At 71.4% G+C, this 17,957-nt stretch carries 16 protein-coding genes and 1 pseudogene; 11 read left to right on the top strand and 6 right to left on the bottom strand.

The window, feature by feature from the left end:
* The first annotated feature begins 7 nt into the window (after window positions 1-7).
* Entirely contained in the window at window positions 8-1,648 is a 1,641-nt protein-coding gene (locus ACFXB5_RS13910) for a PucR family transcriptional regulator (RefSeq protein WP_385206686.1), read from the top strand.
* Between the two features lie 106 nt (window positions 1,649-1,754).
* Here ACFXB5_RS13910 and ACFXB5_RS13905 read toward each other — a convergent pair whose 3' ends face one another.
* Window positions 1,755-3,116 carry an aspartate aminotransferase family protein gene (locus ACFXB5_RS13905; protein ID WP_385206683.1) on the bottom strand — a complete coding sequence of 454 codons (1,362 nt, stop codon included), beginning with the start codon at window positions 3,114-3,116 and terminating at the stop codon, window positions 1,755-1,757.
* A gap of 2 nt (window positions 3,117-3,118) precedes the next feature.
* Window positions 3,119-3,592 carry an Lrp/AsnC family transcriptional regulator gene (locus ACFXB5_RS13900; RefSeq protein ID WP_020868121.1) on the bottom strand — a complete coding sequence of 158 codons (474 nt, stop codon included), beginning with the start codon at window positions 3,590-3,592 and terminating at the stop codon, window positions 3,119-3,121.
* A gap of 178 nt (window positions 3,593-3,770) precedes the next feature.
* On the opposite strand from ACFXB5_RS13900, the gene ACFXB5_RS13895 reads away from it, so the two are divergent.
* Complete coding sequence (locus ACFXB5_RS13895; RefSeq protein WP_385206680.1) at window positions 3,771-5,222, top strand: gamma-aminobutyraldehyde dehydrogenase; 1,452 nt, start codon at window positions 3,771-3,773, stop codon at window positions 5,220-5,222.
* A 121-nt stretch (window positions 5,223-5,343) separates the two neighbouring features.
* Here the strand turns inward: ACFXB5_RS13895 and ACFXB5_RS13890 are convergent, their stop codons facing one another.
* Together ACFXB5_RS13890 and ACFXB5_RS13885 are read right to left on the bottom strand one after the other, a co-directional pair.
* On the bottom strand, window positions 5,344-6,051 hold the full coding sequence (locus tag ACFXB5_RS13890; protein WP_385206678.1) for a glycerophosphodiester phosphodiesterase: 708 nt from the start codon (window positions 6,049-6,051) through the stop codon (window positions 5,344-5,346).
* On the bottom strand, window positions 6,048-7,070 hold the full coding sequence (locus ACFXB5_RS13885) for an adenosine deaminase (RefSeq protein WP_385206676.1): 1,023 nt from the start codon (window positions 7,068-7,070) through the stop codon (window positions 6,048-6,050). The genes ACFXB5_RS13890 and ACFXB5_RS13885 overlap by 4 nt, the downstream gene beginning before the upstream one ends.
* A gap of 111 nt (window positions 7,071-7,181) precedes the next feature.
* On the opposite strand from ACFXB5_RS13885, the gene ACFXB5_RS13880 reads away from it, so the two are divergent.
* Complete coding sequence (locus ACFXB5_RS13880) at window positions 7,182-8,294, top strand: hypothetical protein (protein ID WP_385206674.1); 1,113 nt, start codon at window positions 7,182-7,184, stop codon at window positions 8,292-8,294.
* On the opposite strand, the gene ACFXB5_RS13875 is transcribed toward ACFXB5_RS13880, so the two are convergent.
* Window positions 8,234-8,869, bottom strand: a complete 636-nt coding sequence (locus tag ACFXB5_RS13875; protein ID WP_385206764.1) for an NADAR family protein — start codon at window positions 8,867-8,869, stop codon at window positions 8,234-8,236. The genes ACFXB5_RS13880 and ACFXB5_RS13875 overlap by 61 nt on opposite strands.
* Window positions 8,870-9,006: 137 nt before the next feature.
* Here ACFXB5_RS13875 and ACFXB5_RS13870 point away from each other — a divergent pair, with 137 nt between their 5' ends.
* The 7 genes from ACFXB5_RS13870 to ACFXB5_RS13840 all read left to right on the top strand — a co-directional run bounded on the left by ACFXB5_RS13870 (window position 9,007) and on the right by ACFXB5_RS13840 (window position 17,050).
* Window positions 9,007-9,441: a DUF4190 domain-containing protein gene (locus ACFXB5_RS13870; protein WP_385206672.1), complete on the top strand. Its 435-nt coding sequence runs from the start codon at window positions 9,007-9,009 to the stop codon at window positions 9,439-9,441.
* Window positions 9,442-9,716: 275 nt separating this feature from the next.
* Window positions 9,717-11,237 (top strand): gamma-aminobutyraldehyde dehydrogenase, encoded by a 1,521-nt coding sequence (locus tag ACFXB5_RS13865; RefSeq protein WP_385206669.1) that lies wholly within the window; start codon window positions 9,717-9,719, stop codon window positions 11,235-11,237.
* A gap of 80 nt (window positions 11,238-11,317) precedes the next feature.
* Window positions 11,318-12,565: a spermidine/putrescine ABC transporter substrate-binding protein gene (locus ACFXB5_RS13860; RefSeq protein ID WP_385206666.1), complete on the top strand. Its 1,248-nt coding sequence runs from the start codon at window positions 11,318-11,320 to the stop codon at window positions 12,563-12,565.
* Window positions 12,566-12,586: 21 nt separating this feature from the next.
* On the top strand, window positions 12,587-13,738 hold the full coding sequence (locus ACFXB5_RS13855; RefSeq protein ID WP_385206664.1) for an ABC transporter ATP-binding protein: 1,152 nt from the start codon (window positions 12,587-12,589) through the stop codon (window positions 13,736-13,738).
* The gene (locus ACFXB5_RS13850) at window positions 13,735-14,802 is read left to right on the top strand and encodes an ABC transporter permease (protein ID WP_385206661.1); all 1,068 of its coding nucleotides are present in this window, start codon (window positions 13,735-13,737) and stop codon (window positions 14,800-14,802) included. Before ACFXB5_RS13855 ends, ACFXB5_RS13850 begins: the two co-directional genes overlap by 4 nt.
* Window positions 14,799-15,596: an ABC transporter permease gene (locus ACFXB5_RS13845; RefSeq protein ID WP_201850789.1), complete on the top strand. Its 798-nt coding sequence runs from the start codon at window positions 14,799-14,801 to the stop codon at window positions 15,594-15,596. The genes ACFXB5_RS13850 and ACFXB5_RS13845 overlap by 4 nt, the downstream gene beginning before the upstream one ends.
* Window positions 15,597-15,601: 5 nt before the next feature.
* Window positions 15,602-17,050: an NAD(P)/FAD-dependent oxidoreductase gene (locus ACFXB5_RS13840; protein ID WP_385206658.1), complete on the top strand. Its 1,449-nt coding sequence runs from the start codon at window positions 15,602-15,604 to the stop codon at window positions 17,048-17,050.
* A 278-nt stretch (window positions 17,051-17,328) separates the two neighbouring features.
* Here ACFXB5_RS13840 and ACFXB5_RS13835 read toward each other — a convergent pair.
* Window positions 17,329-17,586: pseudogene (locus ACFXB5_RS13835) on the bottom strand (phosphatase PAP2 family protein); the annotation flags it as partial.
* On the opposite strand from ACFXB5_RS13835, the gene ACFXB5_RS13830 reads away from it, so the two are divergent.
* The gene (locus ACFXB5_RS13830) at window positions 17,552-17,779 is read left to right on the top strand and encodes a hypothetical protein (protein ID WP_385206772.1); all 228 of its coding nucleotides are present in this window, start codon (window positions 17,552-17,554) and stop codon (window positions 17,777-17,779) included. The pseudogene ACFXB5_RS13835 and the gene ACFXB5_RS13830 overlap by 35 nt on opposite strands.
* Window positions 17,780-17,957 lie beyond the last annotated feature (178 nt).

Raw genomic sequence — 17,957 nt, 5'->3', positions numbered from 1 at the left:
CGCCGTGATGAACGACCGCGTCCCCCCGACGGCCCCCGTCCCGCTCTCCACCCTCCTTCGCCACCCAGCCCTGGGCTTGCGGCAGGTCGCGGGCGGGCGCGAGACGGACACCCCCGTGTACTTCGTCCACACCAGCGAGATGGAGGACCCCGTCCCGTATCTGCTCGGCGGGGAGCTGCTGCTCAGCGCGGGGGTGCACTGCCCGGAGGCGGCGGGCGCGGGCACCTACTGGGACCGCTATGTGGCCCGTACGGTCCAGGCGGGCGCGGCGGCGCTCGGCTTCGGTATCGCGCCGGTGCACGACACGGTGCCCCGCGCGCTGGCCGAGGCGTGCGACCGGCACGGGCTGCCGTTGGTGGAGGTGCCCCGGCAGACGACCTTCACGGCCGTGGCGAGCGCCGTATGGGACGCGATGGCCGAGCGCCGCCACCATGAGCTGCGGAGCCTCACCGAGGCACAGCAGTCACTGGCGACGGCCGCGGCGCGGCCGCACCCCGTACCGGCCGTGCTGCGCCAGCTCGGCCAGCACCTCGGGGCCTGGACGGTGCTCTACGGGCCGGCCGGCCCGGACGCCCCGGACGGCGCGGAACTGGCGGCCGCCGGACCGCGGCCGCCGCGTGAGGCCCGTAAGGCGCTCGGCGCGCTCGCGGCGCGGCTGCGCTCGGGCCCGTCCTCGGCGGCGGGCAGGGCGACCGGCGCGGCCGGTGAGGAACTGCTGCTGACCGCGTACGGGCTGGGCGGCCCGGCGGGGCCGGAGGACCGGCTCGCGCTCGGCGTCTGCGCCCCCCGGCGGGACGGGGCGGACGGGGCGATCGTGGGGGTGGCCGTGGTGCTCCTGTCGCTGCTGACGGCCCGTCGGGTGGTCGGGGCCGAGACCGAGCGCACATCGGCGCTGGTGCGGCTGATGCTCGGCGCCGAACCGGCGCGGGTGGCGGGGCTGCTGAGTCCCTCGCCGGGACAGCAGGGACAGCAGGGACAGCAGGGGGCGCCGGGGCAGTCGGGACAGCAGGGGGCGCCGGGGCAGCAGGCGGCGCCGGGGCAGCCCGGACAGCAGGGGACGTCCCCCGAGCCTCCGGAGGGCGGCGGGCTGTGGACCGTGGTGCACGGGCGGCGGCGCGGCCGCGGCCGGGACGACGGGCTGCTGGCCACGGCGGCGCTCGCGGCCGGGCTCGGAACGCCGCTGGTCGATCTCGACGGGGACGCGCTGAGCGCCCTCGTCCCGGGCGAGGGGGAGGTACGGGCGCAGCCCGGCTGGACCCTCGGCGTCGGGGCGCCCGTACCGGCCGCTGACCTGACGCGCGGCGGCGCCGACGCCGCCCGTGCGCTGCGGCGGGCGGTCGCCGAACGGGTACCGCTGGTGCGGGACGGCCCGGTCCGCGCCGGTGGGGTCGGCTCGCTGGTGGACCCGGCCGAGGCGGGGGCGCACGGCCGGGCCCTGCTCGCGCCGCTCGAGGGCGCCCCCGCGCTGCTGGAGACACTGAGGGTCTGGCTGTCGCTGCACGGCAGCTGGGACCGTACGGCGGTGGCGCTGGAGGTCCACCGCAATACGGTCCGTCAGCGGATCGCCCGCGCCGGGGCCCTGCTGGATGTGGACCTGGGCGACGCGGACGTCCGTATGGAGCTGTGGTTCGCCCTCAAGTGGGCGTGACGCACGTGGCCTTGAGCTGCCGGGGCAGCCGGGCGTGACACATGTGGCCTTGAGCTGCCGAGGCAGCCAGGTGTGACACATGTGGCCTTGAGCCGCCGAGGCAGCCTCAGAGCTTGGTCCACGCCTCCGTCAGCACCGTCCGCAGCACCTGCTCGATCTCGTCGAACACGGCCTGGTCGGCGATCAGCGGCGGGGCCAGCTGGACGACCGGGTCGCCGCGATCGTCGGCCCGGCAGTACAGGCCGTTCTCGAACAGCGCCTTGGAGAGGAAGCCGTAGAGGATCCGCTCGGTCTCCTCCTCGTCGAAGGACTCCTTGGTGGCCTTGTCCTTCACCAGCTCGATGCCGTAGAAGAAACCATTCCCCCGGACATCGCCGACGATCGGCAGATCGTGCAGCCGCTCCAGCGTGGAGCGGAACGCGGTCTCGTTGTCCAGCACATGCTGGTTGAGTCCCTCGCGCTCGAAGATGTCGAAGTTGGCCAGGGCCACCGCGGCCGAGACCGGATGGCCGCCGAAGGTGTAGCCGTGCAGGAAGGTGTTGTCGCCCTGGTAGAAGGGCTCGGCGAGCCGGTCGGAGACGATGCACGCGCCGATCGGGGAGTAGCCGGAGGTCATCCCCTTGGCGCAGGTGATCATGTCCGGAACGTAGCCGAACTTGTCGCAGGCGAACATCGTGCCCACCCGCCCGAAGGCGCAGATGACCTCGTCCGAGACGAGCAGCACGTCATGGCGGTCGCAGATCTCGCGGACCCGCTGGAAGTACCCGGGCGGCGGCGGGAAGCAGCCGCCCGCGTTCTGCACCGGCTCCAGGAAGACCGCGGCCACGGTGTCCGCGCCCTCGAAGAGGATCTGCTGCTCGATCTGGTCGGCGGCCCAGCGGCCGAATGCCTCGGGGTCGTCACCGAAGATCGGGGCGCGGTAGATGTTGGTGTTCGGGACCTTGTGGGCGCCGGGGACCAGCGGTTCGAAGGGGGCCTTGAGCCCCGGCAGACCGGTGATCGACAGGGCGCCCTGCGGAGTGCCGTGGTAGGCCACCGCCCGGGATATGACCTTGTACTTGGTGGGCTTGCCGATCAGCTTGAAGTACTGCTTGGCCAGCTTCCACGCGGTCTCGACGGCCTCGCCGCCGCCGGTGGTGAAGAAGACCTTGTTCAGGTCGCCGGGCGCGTAGCCCGCGATCCGCTCGGCGAGCTCGACGGCCTTGGGGTGGGCGTAGCTCCACACCGGGAAGAAGGCGAGCTCCTGGGCCTGTTTGTAGGCCGTCTCCGCCAGCTCGACCCGGCCGTGGCCCGCGTTGACCACGAACAGGCCGGCCAGACCGTCGATGTACCGCTTGCCCTTGTCGTCGTAGATGTACGTGCCCTCACCGCGCACGATCGTCGGCACGGGGGAGTTCTCGTACGACGACATGCGGGTGAAATGCATCCACAGGTGGTCGTACGCCGTCTTGGAGAGGTCGGCGCTCATTGCTATCTCGTTCCCCAGGTATAGGTCTGCTTCCGGAGCTTGAGGTAGACGAAGCTCTCGGTGGAGCGCACACCGGGCAGCGTGCGGATCCGCTTGTTGATCATTTCGAGGAGGTGATCGTCGTCCTCGCAGACGATTTCGATCAGGAGATCGAAGGAGCCCGCGGTGACGACCACGTACTCGACCTCGTCCATGGCGGTCAGCGCGTCCGCGACCGGGTCGAGATCGCCCTCGACGTTGATGCCGACCATCGCCTGCCGCCGGAACCCCACGGTGAGAGGATCGGTGACGGCGACGATTTGCATCACGCCCTGGTCGAGCAGCTTCTGTACACGCTGCCGTACGGCGGCCTCGGAGAGCCCGACGGCCTTTCCGATGGCGGCGTACGGCCGGCGACCGTCCTCCTGGAGCTGCTCGATGATCGCCAGGGACACGGAGTCGAGGGTCGGCGTGCCGTTCTTGTCAGGTGTGGCCACGACCCTCACTGTGCACGAGCCTCGCCCGTGTCGCAACCCTTCTTCGATGAATTTCGTCGTTGAGGGGCCTCGAAAACACTGATTCCGTCGTTCTGGTGTGGCGGGTATGTTGAAAACGCAGCACCGGCGACTACTGTGGGTGTCTCACCCATCGGACAGCTGACAGGAGGGGTGGCACGTGACCACCGAACTGCGTCGTCTGCGCAACTACATCGACGGTGAGTTCCGGGACGCCGCGGACGGGCGGACCACGGAGGTGGTCAACCCGGCCACGGGCGAGCCCTACGCCACCGCGCCGCTGTCGGGCGCCACGGACGTGGACGCGGCGATGGCCGCCGCCGAGGCCGCCTTCCCGGCCTGGCGCGACCTGGTGCCCGGCGAGCGGCAGAAGGCCCTGCTCAAGATCGCCGACGCCTTCGAGGCGCGGGCGGAGGAGCTGATCGCCACCGAGTCCGAGAACACCGGCAAGCCGATCGGTCTCACGCGGGACGAGGAGATCCCGCCGATGATCGACCAGATCCGCTTCTTCGCGGGCGCGGCCCGGATGCTGGAGGGCCGCTCGGCCGGTGAGTACATGGAGGGGCTCACCTCGATCATCCGGCGCGAGCCGGTCGGGGTGTGCGCCCAGGTCGCACCGTGGAACTACCCGATGATGATGGCCGTATGGAAGTTCGCCCCGGCGCTGGCGGCGGGCAATACGGTCGTCATCAAGCCCTCGGACACCACGCCCGCCTCCACCGTGCTGTTCGCCGAGATCATCGGCGGGGTGCTGGCGGAACTGGGCCATCCGCAGGGCGTCTTCAACGTGATCTGCGGCGACCGCGAGACCGGCCGGCTGATGGTCGAGCACTCCGTGCCCGCCATGGCGTCCATCACCGGCTCGGTGCGGGCCGGGAAGCAGGTCGCCGAGAGCGCCTCGAAGGACATCAAGCGGGTGCACCTGGAGCTCGGCGGCAAGGCCCCCGTCGTGGTCTTCGAGGACACCGACATCCCCAAGGCGGTCGAGGACATCTCGGTCGCGGGCTTCTTCAACGCGGGCCAGGACTGCACGGCCGCCACCCGGGTGCTGGTCCATGAGTCGATCCACGACGAGTTCGTGAGCGCGCTCGCCAAGGCCGCCGCCGAGACCAAGACCGGCGCGCCGGACGACGAGGACGTGCTGTACGGCCCGTTGAACAACGCCAACCAGCTGGCCCAGGTCACCGGCTTCATCGACCGGCTCCCCGCGCACGCCAAGGTCGAGGCGGGCGGCCACCGGGTCGGCGAGAAGGGCTTCTTCTACGCGCCCACCGTGGTCTCCGGGCTCAAGCAGGACGACGAGATCGTCCAGAACGAGGTCTTCGGCCCGGTCATCACCGTGCAGACCTTCTCGGACGAGGAGCAGGCCATCTCCTACGCCAACGGTGTGGAGTACGCCCTCGCCTCGTCGGTGTGGACCAAGGACCACGCCCGCGCGATGCGGATGTCCAAGGCCCTCGACTTCGGCTGCGTCTGGATCAACACCCACATCCCGCTGGTGGCCGAGATGCCGCACGGCGGCTTCAAGAAGTCCGGCTACGGCAAGGATCTGTCCGCGTACGGCTTCGAGGACTACACCCGCATCAAGCACGTCATGACGTCGCTGGGCTGATGCGGGGCTGACGCGGGGCTGACTCCCGCGCGGGGCGGGCCGATGTCCGCCCCGGGCGGGGTGGTTCCCGTGCGGCGCGGGCCGATTCCCGCGCCCGGCTTGTCACTTGGTCATGGCAGGGTCACCTGTCATGACCAAGGGGGGACATCCGGACCAGGGCCGCCAGGGCGGCGACGCGGTTGGTGGTGATCGCGTCGACGCCCGCCCGCAGCAGCCGGGACATCGATCGGCGGGTGTCGGCGGTCCAAGCGGAGACCAGCAGCCCGTCGGCGTGATGGCGGGCGACCAGCTCGCGGGAGACCAGTCCGAAGCGGTAGTTGAGCCACCGCGGGCGCAGCGCGGTCAGCAGCGCCGGACGCGGCGGGGCCAGCGTGGTCCAGGTCAGCGCGATCTCGGCGTCCGGGTCCGCGCGGCGCACGGCGTGCAGGGCCGCCAGGGCGCCGCAGTAGTACACCCGGCCGGCCGCCCCGCTCTCCCGCACCTGGGCGACGGCGGCGGGCGCGGCCGACGCGTCCGGCAGGTCGATCAGCAGCCGGGTGGAGCCGGTGCGGGCGAGGGCCTCGCGCAGGGTCGGCACGCCCCCGCCGGTCAGCTGCCGCACCTCGTCGGCGGTCAACCCGGACAGCGGCCGGTCCTCGCCCCACAGCCGCTTCAGCGTGGCGTCGTGGAGCAGCACCGGCACACCGTCCCGGGTCAGCCGTACGTCGATCTCGACCGCGCCCGCCCCCGCGCGCACCGCGGAGCGGATCGAGGGCAGGGTGTTCTCACGGCACACATAGGGGTCGCCGCGGTGGCCGACCGGGACGCATCCCGCCCCCGCCGGTCTCATCGGCCCGCGACCACCGTGTAGGCGTCGATCTCCGCCGAGAGCCGCGCCTTGCCCTCGGCGTCCAGGAAGGACGCCTCGACCGCGTTCTTGGCGAGGGCCGCGACGCCCGCCGCGTCCAGATCCAGCAGCTGGGCCGCGACCTGGTACTCGGTGTTGAGGTCGGTGCCGAACATCGGCGGGTCGTCGCTGTTGATCGTGACCAGCACCCCGGCGTCGACCATCTGCTTCAGGGGGTGCTCGGCGAGCGTGGCGACGGCGCGGGTGGCGATGTTGGAGGTCGGGCAGACCTCCAGCGGAATGCGGTGCTCCGCGAGATGGGCGAGCAGCTTCGGGTCCTGGACGGCGCTGGTGCCATGGCCGATGCGCTCCGCCCGCAACTCGATCAGGGCGTCCCAGATCGTCTGCGGCCCGGTGGTCTCGCCCGCGTGCGGCACGCTGCGCAGCCCGGCGGCGATGGCCCGGTCGAAGTACGGCTTGAACTGCGGGCGCGGCACCCCTATCTCCGGACCGCCGAGACCGAACCCGACCAGCCCCTCGGGGTTCAGCTCACAGGCGATCCGGGTGGTCTCCTCGGCGGCCTCGAGACCGGCCTCGCCGGGGATGTCGAAGCACCAGCGCAGCACCGTGCCGAAATCCGACTCGGCGGCCTTACGTGCGTCCTCGATCGCCTCGACGAAGGCGGTGTCCGGGATGCCGCGCCGGGTCGAGCTGTAGGGCGTGACGGTCAGCTCGGCGTAGCGGATGTTCTGCCGGGCCATGTCGCGGGCGATCTCGTAGGTCAGCAGCCGGACGTCCTCGGCGTCGCGGATCAGGTCCACCACGGAGAGATAGATCTCGATGAAGTGCGCGAAGTCCCGGAAGACGAAGTACTCGGCGAGGGCCTCGGGATCGGTGGGCACCTTGGAGTCGGGGTGACGGGCGGCCAGTTCGGCCACGATGCGCGGCGAGGCGGATCCCACGTGGTGCACATGGAGCTCCGCCTTGGGCAGCCCGGCGATGAAGGTGGTCAGATCGGTCAACAAAACCTCCGGGAGACGCCCGCCGGCGGCGGGTTCCGGTCATCGTATTGTGTGGCGCCGACGGGCTCGCCACAGGCCGTAGCATGGGCGGACGTCTTTGTGGGGAGCTCCATGGCCGACCAGCACGACCCGTCCGAGCCGCAGGATGAGCGGCGGCCATCCGGACTGCCGAGGCAGCCCGAGCCGCTCGACCGCGACCCCTGGGCTCCGCCGGCGCGGCGGGTCGCGATGGACAAGGCCGCTGGGGAGACAGGCGCGGCGGACGGCGGCGCGGCCGACGCGGGTGTGGCGGACAACGCGGTGGGCGCGGGTGTGGCGGACAACGCGGTGGGCGCGGGTGTGGCGGACAACGCGGTGGGCGCGGGCGAGCAGGACATACCCGCTCCCCGGCCCCCGGCGGCCCCCGTTCCCCGGCCCAGGGTGGCCGAGCAGCCGACCCTCACCTCCCAACGCGCCATGCCGGGCCCCCCGCCCCCGCCGCCGCCCCCGCCTCCGCCGCCGAGCGCGGCGCGGTCACGGGGCCCGGTGACCCCGCCGGGCGCGGTGCCCCCACCGCCGCCCGCGCCGACCGGCCCGGGTACGCCCAGTGCCTACCCGGCCGGACCGTACGGCCCCGCCGGCTACGCGACGAACGGATACGGCCAGAGCGGGTACGCCCAGCCCGGGTACGCCCAGCCCGGGTACGCCCAGCCCGGGTACGGGCAGCAGGCGCCGTACGAGCAGTCCCCGTACGGCGGGGCGCAGGGCCAGGGCCATCCCGGCTACGCCTACCCGGGCACGGGTTACCCCGGCACCACTCACCCCGGCACGGGTTACCCCGACTCCGGCTACCTCGGCGCCGCCTACCCCGGAGGGGCGTACGGCCAGGGCTGGCCGGGTGGGACGTATGTGCCGAACAACGGCCACGGCACGGCCGCCCTGGTGCTCGGCATCATCGGCCTGGTGCTCTTCGCGAGCATCGTGCTCGGCATCATCCTCGGTGTGCTCGCGATCATCTTCGGGGTGCTCGGCCGCTCCAGGGCGGCGAGCGGCGAGGCGACCAACGGCGGCTCCGCGCTGGCCGGGGTGATCCTCGGGGTGATCGCCGTGGTGGCGAGCGTCGTCATGATCTTCGTCTACATAGCCGCCGAGGACGACGACTCGGGCAGCGATGACGACCCGGGCTATGCCAGGGTCTCGGCCCCGGCGGTGCTCCCGCCCGTGCTCGCCGATATCAGCCGCTGACGCGCCTCCATCAGCGCGAACCCCAGCAGATTGAGCCCCCGCCAGCGGGCCGGGTCCGCCGCCCGCTCGTCGTCCGCCGCCAGGCCGATGCCCCACACCCGGTCCACCGGACTGGCCTCCACCAGCACCCTCGCCCCGGTGCCCAGCAGATAGTCGCGCAGCGCGGGGTGGCGGCCGAACTTGTGCACACTGCCCTCCACCACGAGCCCGAGGCGATGGCGCCGCCAGGTCTCCTCGTCGAAGCCGCGCACCGCGCGGCCCGCGTCCTTGGCCTGCTTGGGGTGGGAGGCGCCGAGCGCCGAGCGCTCGGCCTCCGCGTCGCCGAACAGCCGCGCCTTGCCCGCCATCATCCAGTGCTCGGCCGTCGCGTAGGTGACCCCGTCCACGGTGAACGGCGACGGCCACCACTGGCTGAAGCACCCCGAACCCACGCTTCCGTCCGGCCTGGGCCGATGCCCCCAGAACCACAGGTACTTCAGGCGCTCACCGCGCGCCGCCCGCTCGACCAGCTCCTCGACCGACCGAGGGCCCCCGTCCGCCGAAACCGGGGGGGCTCCCTTCCGCCGAAACCGAATCCCCCACCCCGTTCGTCTTCATGCCCAGGATTCTCGCACCCGCCACCGACAGCCCCGCCGACCTGCGCAATCGAGCTGTCCAGGCATGAGTCCTGCCCATAACATTGCCGGACGTTAACCAGGAGGGGAGACCGACGATGTCCAGCAACACACCCGGCCCACAGCAGGGACCGTACGACCCACAGGCCAATCCCTACGCCGCGCCACCGCCGCCGGCGCAGCCCCCGGCCCAGCCGCCGCAGTACCCCGGGGCCGGCTACCCGGCCGCGCCGCCCATCTACCCGGGGGCGGCCGGGATGCCGATGCAGCTGAGCAATGGCATGGGCACGGCCGCGCTGGTCTGCGGCATCGTCGGTCTGGTCTGCGGGATCACCTACTTCCTGTGGGTCTTCGCGGTCATCCTCGGCATCCTGGCGATCATCTTCGGCGCCGTCGGCAGGGGGAAGGTCAGCCGAGGCGAGGCGAACAACGGGGGCTCGGCCACCGCCGGTCTGGTCTGCGGCATCATCGGCATGGTGCTCCCGGCGATCTACCTCGCCGCGCTGGACGCCGCCATCGACTCCGTCTTCTAGACGGCGCCCGGTCCGGGGCCCCCGCCGGACCCCGGACCGGCGCCCCCGCCGGCGTCCCAACCGGCCTCCGGACCGGCTGCTCAATCCGTCGTCCGGACCGGGGTCCGGCTCGGAAACGGTGATGCCGGACCCACTCTGATCACTGAATCCGTCGCGAAACCAAAAAGCAACAACGGAATCCCTTGTTGAAGCGCTGCTCCTCTGTCAGGATCGGCCATCAATTCCGGTTGGAGCTACGCCGTGCCCCTATGGGCGGATCGGCGGAGGAGAGCGCGATGGATCAGCGGTTCGACGTGACGGAGCGATTCGCCGACGGTGCCCAGTACATCGCGGGCCGTCTGGGCGAGGGCGGCTCCGAGGGCACGCACGCGGTCGTCGACCCGGCCACCGGCGAGCAGGTGTTCAGCTACCGGCTCGCCGGTGCGGCCGATGTCGACGCCGCCGTGGCCGCCGCCGAGGCCGCCTTCCCCGAGTGGGCGGGCGCCACCCCCGGCGAGCGGTCCGACGCGATGCACCGCTTCGCCGCGGCGCTCACCGAGCGGGCGGACGACCTCGCCCACGCCGAGTCGCTGCAGTGCGGGAAGCCCATCAAGCTCAGCACCGAGTTCGATGTGCCCGGCTCCATAGACAACACCGCCTTCTTCGCGGGCGCCGCCCGCCACCTGGAGGGCAAGGCCGCCGGTGAGTACAGCGGCGACCACACCTCGTACATCCGCCGCGAGCCCATTGGCGTCATCGGCTCCATCGCCCCCTGGAACTACCCCCTCCAGATGGCGGCGTGGAAGGTCCTCCCGGCCATCGCCGCGGGCAACACCATCGTGCTGAAGCCCGCCGAGCTGACGCCCCTGACCTCGCTGATGTTCGCCCAGGCGGCCACGGAGGCGGGCCTCCCGGACGGCGTCGTCAACGTGGTGAGCGGCACCGGCCGCGAGGCGGGCGAGCGCCTGGTCTCCCACCCCGGCGTGGCGATGACCTCCTTCACCGGCTCCACGGCGGTCGGCAAGCGGGTCGCCGAGCTCGCCACCGCCACCGTCAAGCGGATCCATCTCGAACTCGGCGGTAAGGCGCCCTTCGTCGTCTTCGACGACGCCGACCTGGAGGCCGCCGCGCACGGCGCCGTCGCGGGCGCGCTGATCAACACCGGACAGGACTGCACCGCGGCCACCCGCGCGTATGTGCAGCGCCCGCTGTACGACGCGTTCGTCGCCGCCGTCGCCGATCTCATGGCGACCGTAAGGCTGGGCGATCCCTTCGATCCGCACACCGACCTCGGCCCGCTGATCTCCCACGCCCAGCGCGACCGCGTGGCGGGCTTCGTGGCGCGGGCCCGCGGCTACGCCACCGTCGTCACCGGCGGCGAGGCCCCGGGCGGCGACCTCGCCAAGGGCGCCTACTACCGGCCCACGCTCATCACCGGCGCGCCCCAGGACAGCGAGATCGTCCAGTCCGAGATCTTCGGCCCGGTCCTGGTCGTCCTTCCCTTCGACAGCGACGACGAGGGCATCGCGCTCGCCAACGACACCCCTTACGGTCTCGCCGCCTCCGCCTGGAGCCGCGATGTCTACCGTACGGGCCGCGCGTCCCGCGAGATCCGGGCCGGCTGCGTCTGGATCAACGACCACATCCCGATCATCAGCGAGATGCCGCACGGCGGGGTGCGGGCATCCGGCTTCGGCAAGGACATGTCGGCGTACTCCTTCGAGGAGTACACGCAGGTCAAGCATGTGATGTCCGACAACACCGCGGTGGTCCGCAAGGACTGGCACCGCACGGTCTTCGGGGACCGACAGACCTGACCGTCAGACCTGAATGTGCGGCCACCTCCGCGTGGCCTCGGCCGGCCGCCACCGGCCGACACCCTCGAAAGGCACAGCTTATGGAAGCACGGCACGGGCCCGAGAGCCTGTCCCCACCGCAGATCGCCGCGATGCGGCGGTCCATGACCAGCGGCCGTATGGCGCTCACCCGCCGTTCCCTGCTGCGTGCGGGAGGCGCCGGGGCGATCGCCGTCGGCGGGCTCGGGGCGCTCGGCGGTTGCGGTATCCCGCCCGCGGGGCGCACGGAGTCGGACAACGCCTCCGACGACCACTCGGCCGAGGAGAAGCGGCTCGCCTTCTCCAACTGGACCGAGTACATGGACGTCGGCAAGGGCGGCCGCCATCCGACCCTGGACGCGTTCCAGCGCCGTACCGGCATCAAGGTCAAGTACACCGAGGACATCAACGACAACGTCGAGTTCTTCGGCAAGATCAAGCCGCAGCTCGCGGCGGGCCAGGACACCGGCCGCGACCTGATCTGCGTCACCGACTGGCTGGCCGCCCGGATGATCCGGCTGGGCTGGATCCAGCCGCTGGACCCCGCCCAACTGCCCCACGCCTACACCAACCTGGCGAAACCTTTTCGCACTCCGGACTGGGACCCGGGCCGCGCCCACTCCTACCCGTGGACCGGCATCCCCGCCGTCATCGCGTACAACAAGAAGGCCACCGGCGGCCGTAAGGTCACCTCGGTCTCGCAGCTGCTGGACGACCCCAAGCTCAAGGGCCGGGTCGGGCTGCTGACCGAGATGCGCGACACCGTCGGGCTGACCCTCCTGGACATGGGCAAGAACCCGGAGACGGTCACCGCCGACGACTACGACGCCGCGATCGCCCGCCTCCAGAAGGCGTGCGACCGTGGCCAGGTCCGCCGCTTCACCGGCAACGACTACACCGGCGACCTCACCAAGGGCGACATCGCCGCCTGTATGGCCTGGGCCGGGGATCTGATCCAGCTCCAGTCGGACAACCCCGAGATCGAGTTCGCCATCCCCGACGCCGGCTATATGACGGCCACGGACAACCTCCTGGTCCCCGACAAGGCGCGCCACAAGAGGAACGCCGAACGGCTCATCGACTACTTCTACGAGCCCAAGGTCGCCGCGAAGATCGCCGCCTACATCAACTACGTCTGCCCGGTCGACGGGGTGCGCGAGGAGCTCGCGAAGATCGACAAGGCGCTGGCGGACAATCCGCTGATCCTCCCGGACGAGGAGATGGCCGCCAAGTCCCACTCCTTCCGCTCGCTCTCCAGCAAGGAAGAGGCGGCATTCGAGGACAAGTTCGCCAAGCTCACCGGCGCCTGACAAGCGAGGAAGCGCACCCCCATGACCCAGCCCACCTCCGGCGGCGACGTCCGTCTCACCGGGATCAGCAAGACCTACGGGTCCTTCACCGCCGTCCACCCGCTCGATCTGCACATACCCGCCGGCTCCTTCTTCGCCCTGCTCGGCGCCTCCGGCTGCGGCAAGACCACCACCCTGCGCATGATCGCGGGCCTGGAGGACCCCACCACCGGGGCCGTCCAGCTGGCCGGTGAGGACATCACCGTCCTCCCGCCCCACAAGCGGCCCGTCAACACGGTCTTCCAGAGCTACGCCCTCTTCCCGCACCTCGACATCTTCGAGAACGTCGCCTTCGGACTGCGCCGGCGCGGCGTCAAATCGGTGAAGAAGCAGGTCGAGGAGATGCTGGAGCTGGTCCAGCTCGGTGACTTCGCGCGCCGCAAACCGCAGCGGCTCTCCGGCGGCCAGCAGCAGCGCGTCGCCGTCGCCCGCGCCCTGATCAACCACCCCAGGGTGCTGCTGCTCGACGAGCCGCTGGGCGCGCTCGACCTCAAGCTGCGCCGGCAGATGCAGCTGGAGCTCAAGCGCATCCAGACCGAGGTCGGCATCACCTTCATCCATGTCACCCACGACCAGGAGGAGGCCATGACCATGGCCGACACGGTCGCGGTGATGAACGGCGGCCGGGTCGAGCAGCGCGGCGCCCCCGCCGAGCTCTACGAGAACCCCGGCACCACCTTCGTCGCCAACTTCCTCGGCACCTCCAACCTCATCGAGGCCGAGATCACCGACAAGAGCGGCGGCGACCTCGTCCTCACCGCAGCCGGCGGCAAGCTCGCCCTGCCCGCCGACCGATGTGGCGCGCCCGTCCGCACGGGTGGGAAACTGCTGGTGGGGGTGCGTCCCGAGAAGATCACCCTGGCCCATGCCGAGGACGCCGGGACCGTTCCCGAGGGGCGCAACCGGATCACCGGGCGGATCGTCGACTCCAGCTTCATCGGCGTCTCCACCCAGTACCTCATCACCACCCCGGACTGCCCCGAGATCACCGTCTACGAGCAGAACATCGAGCGCGACGCCAGGCTCGTCACCGGCGCCGAGGTCGTCCTGCACTGGAACCCCGCCCACACCTTCGGCCTCGACGCGGCCCAGGACATCGACGCCGGTACGGAGTTGGACGAGGAGGCCCCATGAGCGTGTCCCGGCGCGCTGCGCGGGCTGGACTGAGGAGCCGCGCAGCGACGAAGGAGCGAGCAGTGACGAGGGAAGCCCGCGCATCGGAGCGCGCCGGGACTGAGCGGGGAGGGGGGTTGGTCACGGCCACTCCCGACGCCACTCCCGAAGTCGCGCCGGACGCCGGGCCGGTGCGGAAGCCACCCCTCCTCAAGCCGGCCGTTTGCAAGCGGCTGGTGCCCTACTGGCTGCTGCTCCCCGGCATCCTCTGGCTGCTGATCTTCTTCGCCGCGCCGCTGATCTACCAGGCGTCGACCTCCGTCCAGACCGGCTCCCTCGAAGAGGGCTTCAAGGTCACCTGGCACTTCCAGACCTACTGGGACGCGCTCACCGAGTACTACCCGCACTTCCTGCGGTCGGTGCTCTACGCCGCCACCGCCACCGCGCTGTGTCTGCTGCTCGGCTATCCGCTCGCGTACCTCATCGCCTTCCGGGCGGGCCGCTGGCGCAATCTGGTGATGATCCTGGTCATCGCGCCGTTCTTCACCAGCTTCCTGATCCGCACCCTCGCCTGGAAGACGATCCTGGCCGACAGCGGCCCGGTGGTGGGCGCGCTCAACTCGCTGCACATCCTGGACGTCACCAGCTATCTGGGGATCACCGAGGGGCAGCGGGTGCTGGCCACCCCGCTCGCGGTGGTCTGCGGGCTGACGTACAACTTCCTGCCCTTCATGATCCTTCCGCTCTACACCTCCCTGGAGCGCATCGACCCCCGGCTCCACGAGGCCGCCGGAGATCTCTACGCCCGCCCCATCACCATCTTCCGGAAGGTGACCTTCCCGCTGTCCATGCCGGGCGTCGTCGCGGGCACGCTGCTCACCTTCATCCCCGCCGCGGGCGACTACATCAACGCCGAACTGCTGGGCTCCACCGACCAGAAGATGATCGGCAACGTCATCCAGTCGCAGTTCCTGCGGGTGCTGGACTATCCGACGGCGGCGGCGCTGTCCTTCATCCTCATGGCGGCCATCCTCACGATGGTCACCGTCTACATCCGCAAGTCCGGGACGGAGGACCTGGTGTGACGGCCCTGACGCGCTGGATACGGCGGAACCTGGTGATCATCGCGGGGCTCGGCACCCTCGCGTATCTGATCCTGCCCAACGTCGTCGTCCTGGTCTTCTCCTTCAACAAGCCCAACGGCCGGTTCAACTACGAATGGCAGCGGTTCTCCACCGACGCCTGGACCGATCCGTGCGGCGTCGCCGACCTGTGCGGCTCGCTCTCGCTCAGCCTGAAGATCGCGGTATGGGCGACGATCGGCGCGACCGTCCTCGGCACGATGATCTCCTTCGCGCTGGCCCGCTACCGCTTCCGGGCCCGCCCCGCGGTCAACAGCCTGATCTTCCTGCCGATGGCGATGCCCGAGGTCGTGATGGCCGCCTCGCTGGCCACCCTCTTCCTCAACATGGGCGTCGACTTCGGCTTCTGGACGATCCTCATCGCCCACATCATGTTCTGCCTGAGCTTCGTGGTGACGGCCGTCAAGGCGCGGGTGATGTCCATGGACCCCCGGCTGGAGCAGGCCGCTCAGGACCTCTACGCCTCCCCGGCGCAGACCTTCCTGCGCGTCACCCTGCCGATCGCCGCGCCGGGTATCGCCGCGGGCGCGCTGCTGTCCTTCGCCCTCTCCTTTGACGACTTCATCATCACCAACTTCAACGCAGGCTCGACCGTGACCTTCCCCATGTTCGTCTGGGGATCCGCACAGCGCGGCACACCCGTGCAGATCAATGTGATCGGAACAGCGATGTTCGCCGTCGCGGTGCTGTGCGTTCTCGTCGGCCAACTGGCCGGCACCCGCCGCAAGAGGAGCTGAAACCCATGGCTACGGACGCCATGACCCGCTCGTCCGGGGACGACGACGTCCCCACCCCGTCCGCACTCAAGGCACTGGCCGGCACCGCGTACCGGCCGTACTGGCTGGACGACCCCGGCAGGCCCGGCCCCCGCCCCGCCCTCGTCGGGGAGGAGCAGTGCGATCTGCTCGTCGTCGGCGGCGGCTACAGCGGACTGTGGACCGCCCTGATCGCCAAGGAGCGCGACCCCGGCCGCGAGGTGGTCCTGGTCGAGGGCCAGGAGATCGGCTGGGCCGCCTCCGGGCGCAACGGCGGCTTCTGCGCCGCCTCGCTCACCCACGGGCTCGGCAACGGCGCCGCCCGCTGGCCCGATGAGCTGGCCGAACTCGAGCGGCTCGGCCACCACAACCTCGACGCCATCGAGTCCGCCGTCGAGCGCTACGGCATCGACTGCGACTTCGAGCGCACCGGCGAGATCGATGTGGCCACCGAGCCGTACCAGGTGGCGGAGTTGCGCGAGGCCGCCGAGCTGGCGGCCGAACTCGGCGTCGGCGAGCAGGAGTTCCTCGACCGCGACGCGGTGCGTGCCGAGGTCGACTCGCCCACCTTCCTGGCCGGGCTGTGGGACCGCCGCGGCGTCGCCATGCTGCACCCCGCCAAGCTCGCCTGGGGCCTGGCGCGGGCCTGCGCCGAGCTGGGCGTACGGATCTACGAACACACCCCGGCCGAACGGCTGGCGAGCGACGGGGCGGGGATGGCCGTCCGCACCCCGTACGGCCGGGTCCGCGCCCGCCGGGTGGCGCTCGCCACCAACGCCTTCCCCGCGCTGGTGCGCCGCGTCCGCCCGTACATCACCCCGGTCTACGATCACGCGCTGATGACCGAGCCGCTCACCGAGGAGCAGCTCGACGCGATCGGCTGGCGGGGCAGGCAGGGACTCAGCGACACCGCCAACCACTTCCACTACTTCCGGCTCACCGCCGACCAGCGCGTCCTGTGGGGCGGCTACGACATCATCTACCGCTACGGCGGCCGGGTGCGCGCCGAATACGACCACCACCCCGCCACCTACCGCACCCTCGCCCGGCACTTCTTCCGCTGCTTCCCGCAGCTGGAGGGCGTGCGCTTCAGCCACGCGTGGGGCGGCGCCATCGACACCTGCTCGCGCTTCTCCGCGTTCTTCGGCAGCGCGCACGGCGGGAGGGTGGCGTACGCGCTCGGCTATACGGGCCTGGGCGTCGGGGCGACCCGCTTCGGCGCCGAGGTGATGCTCGATCTGCTCGCCGGTGAGCGCACCGAGCGCACCCGCCTGGAGATGGTCAGCAGCAAGCCTTTGCCCTTCCCGCCGGAGCCGGTGCGGTGGGCGGGGATCGGCATCACCCAGTGGTCCATGACCCGGGCCGACGAGAACGGTGGGCGCCGCAATCTGTGGCTGAAGGCGATGGACAAGGTGGGGCTGGGGTTCGACAGCTGAGGGCGGAGCCCTGTCGCTGATACACATCTCCGAGCCCCCGATACCTTCTGGCATCTCGGTTGGAGGGGTGGGGGTTGAGGAGGTTGGGTGTGCGGGTGGCCCCGCGCCGGGCGCCCCCGCCCCCCGGGGCGCCCCCGCGGGGCGCGCCGGCCCGCCCGGCCCCCCCCCCCGGGTTTCCGCGGGCCGGGACCGGACTCTCTACCGTTGTGGCTCAATCGGCTGACCCTGAGCACCGTCCACAGCAGTAGACCGGACAGACACCAGCTCGCGACGGTGTCCAGCGGCCAGTGGTAGCCGCGCCGGACCAGTCCGGCGGCCACGGCGAGGTTCAGCACCGCGATGGCCACCAGGAGGAGCCGCCGGAGCCGCGGGCGCAGAAGAGGGTGGAGCAGCAGCGCCGACGCGCCGTAGGCGACGGCGGCCGTCGCGGCATGGCCGGAGGGGAAGAACCCGGTCTCGTCCGCCAGCGGCCCGGGCGGGCCGGGGCGGTCGATCAGCGCCTTGAACGGAACCACCAGCGCCGGAACCGCCGCCATCGCCACCGCGGCGGCCAGCGGCGGCAGCCACCAGCGCGGCGCTTCCGCGCGCCGGGCGCACCACGCCGCCCAGCCGAGGGCGACGGCCAGGACGGGGACCGCCACCGCCGTATTGCCGAGGTCGGCGAGGGACTCGGCGACGGGCGAGGGGAGCGCCGAGCCGGCGATCGCGCGGCCGAGCCGTTCGTCGTAGGTGCGCAGGGGGCCGTGGGCGGCGATCTGCCAGGTGCACAGCGCGAGCAGCGCGATCAGTGCGAGGGGCGTGAGCAGCGCGAGAAAGAGCGCCCGGGGCGCGGAAGGGAAGTGAACAGTCGGGGGGCGCGGGCCTGCGGGGGGGGGGCGGGGGCGGCGCCGGCGCGCCGGGTGGCGCG

Origin of the sequence: Streptomyces sp. NPDC059455 (assembly GCF_042750115.1) — a bacterium.
Lineage (GTDB): Bacteria > Actinomycetota > Actinomycetes > Streptomycetales > Streptomycetaceae > Streptomyces > Streptomyces endocoffeicus.
The sequence above is the reverse complement of the archived record's forward strand: the minus strand, read 5'-3'. Positions and strand labels throughout refer to the sequence as shown.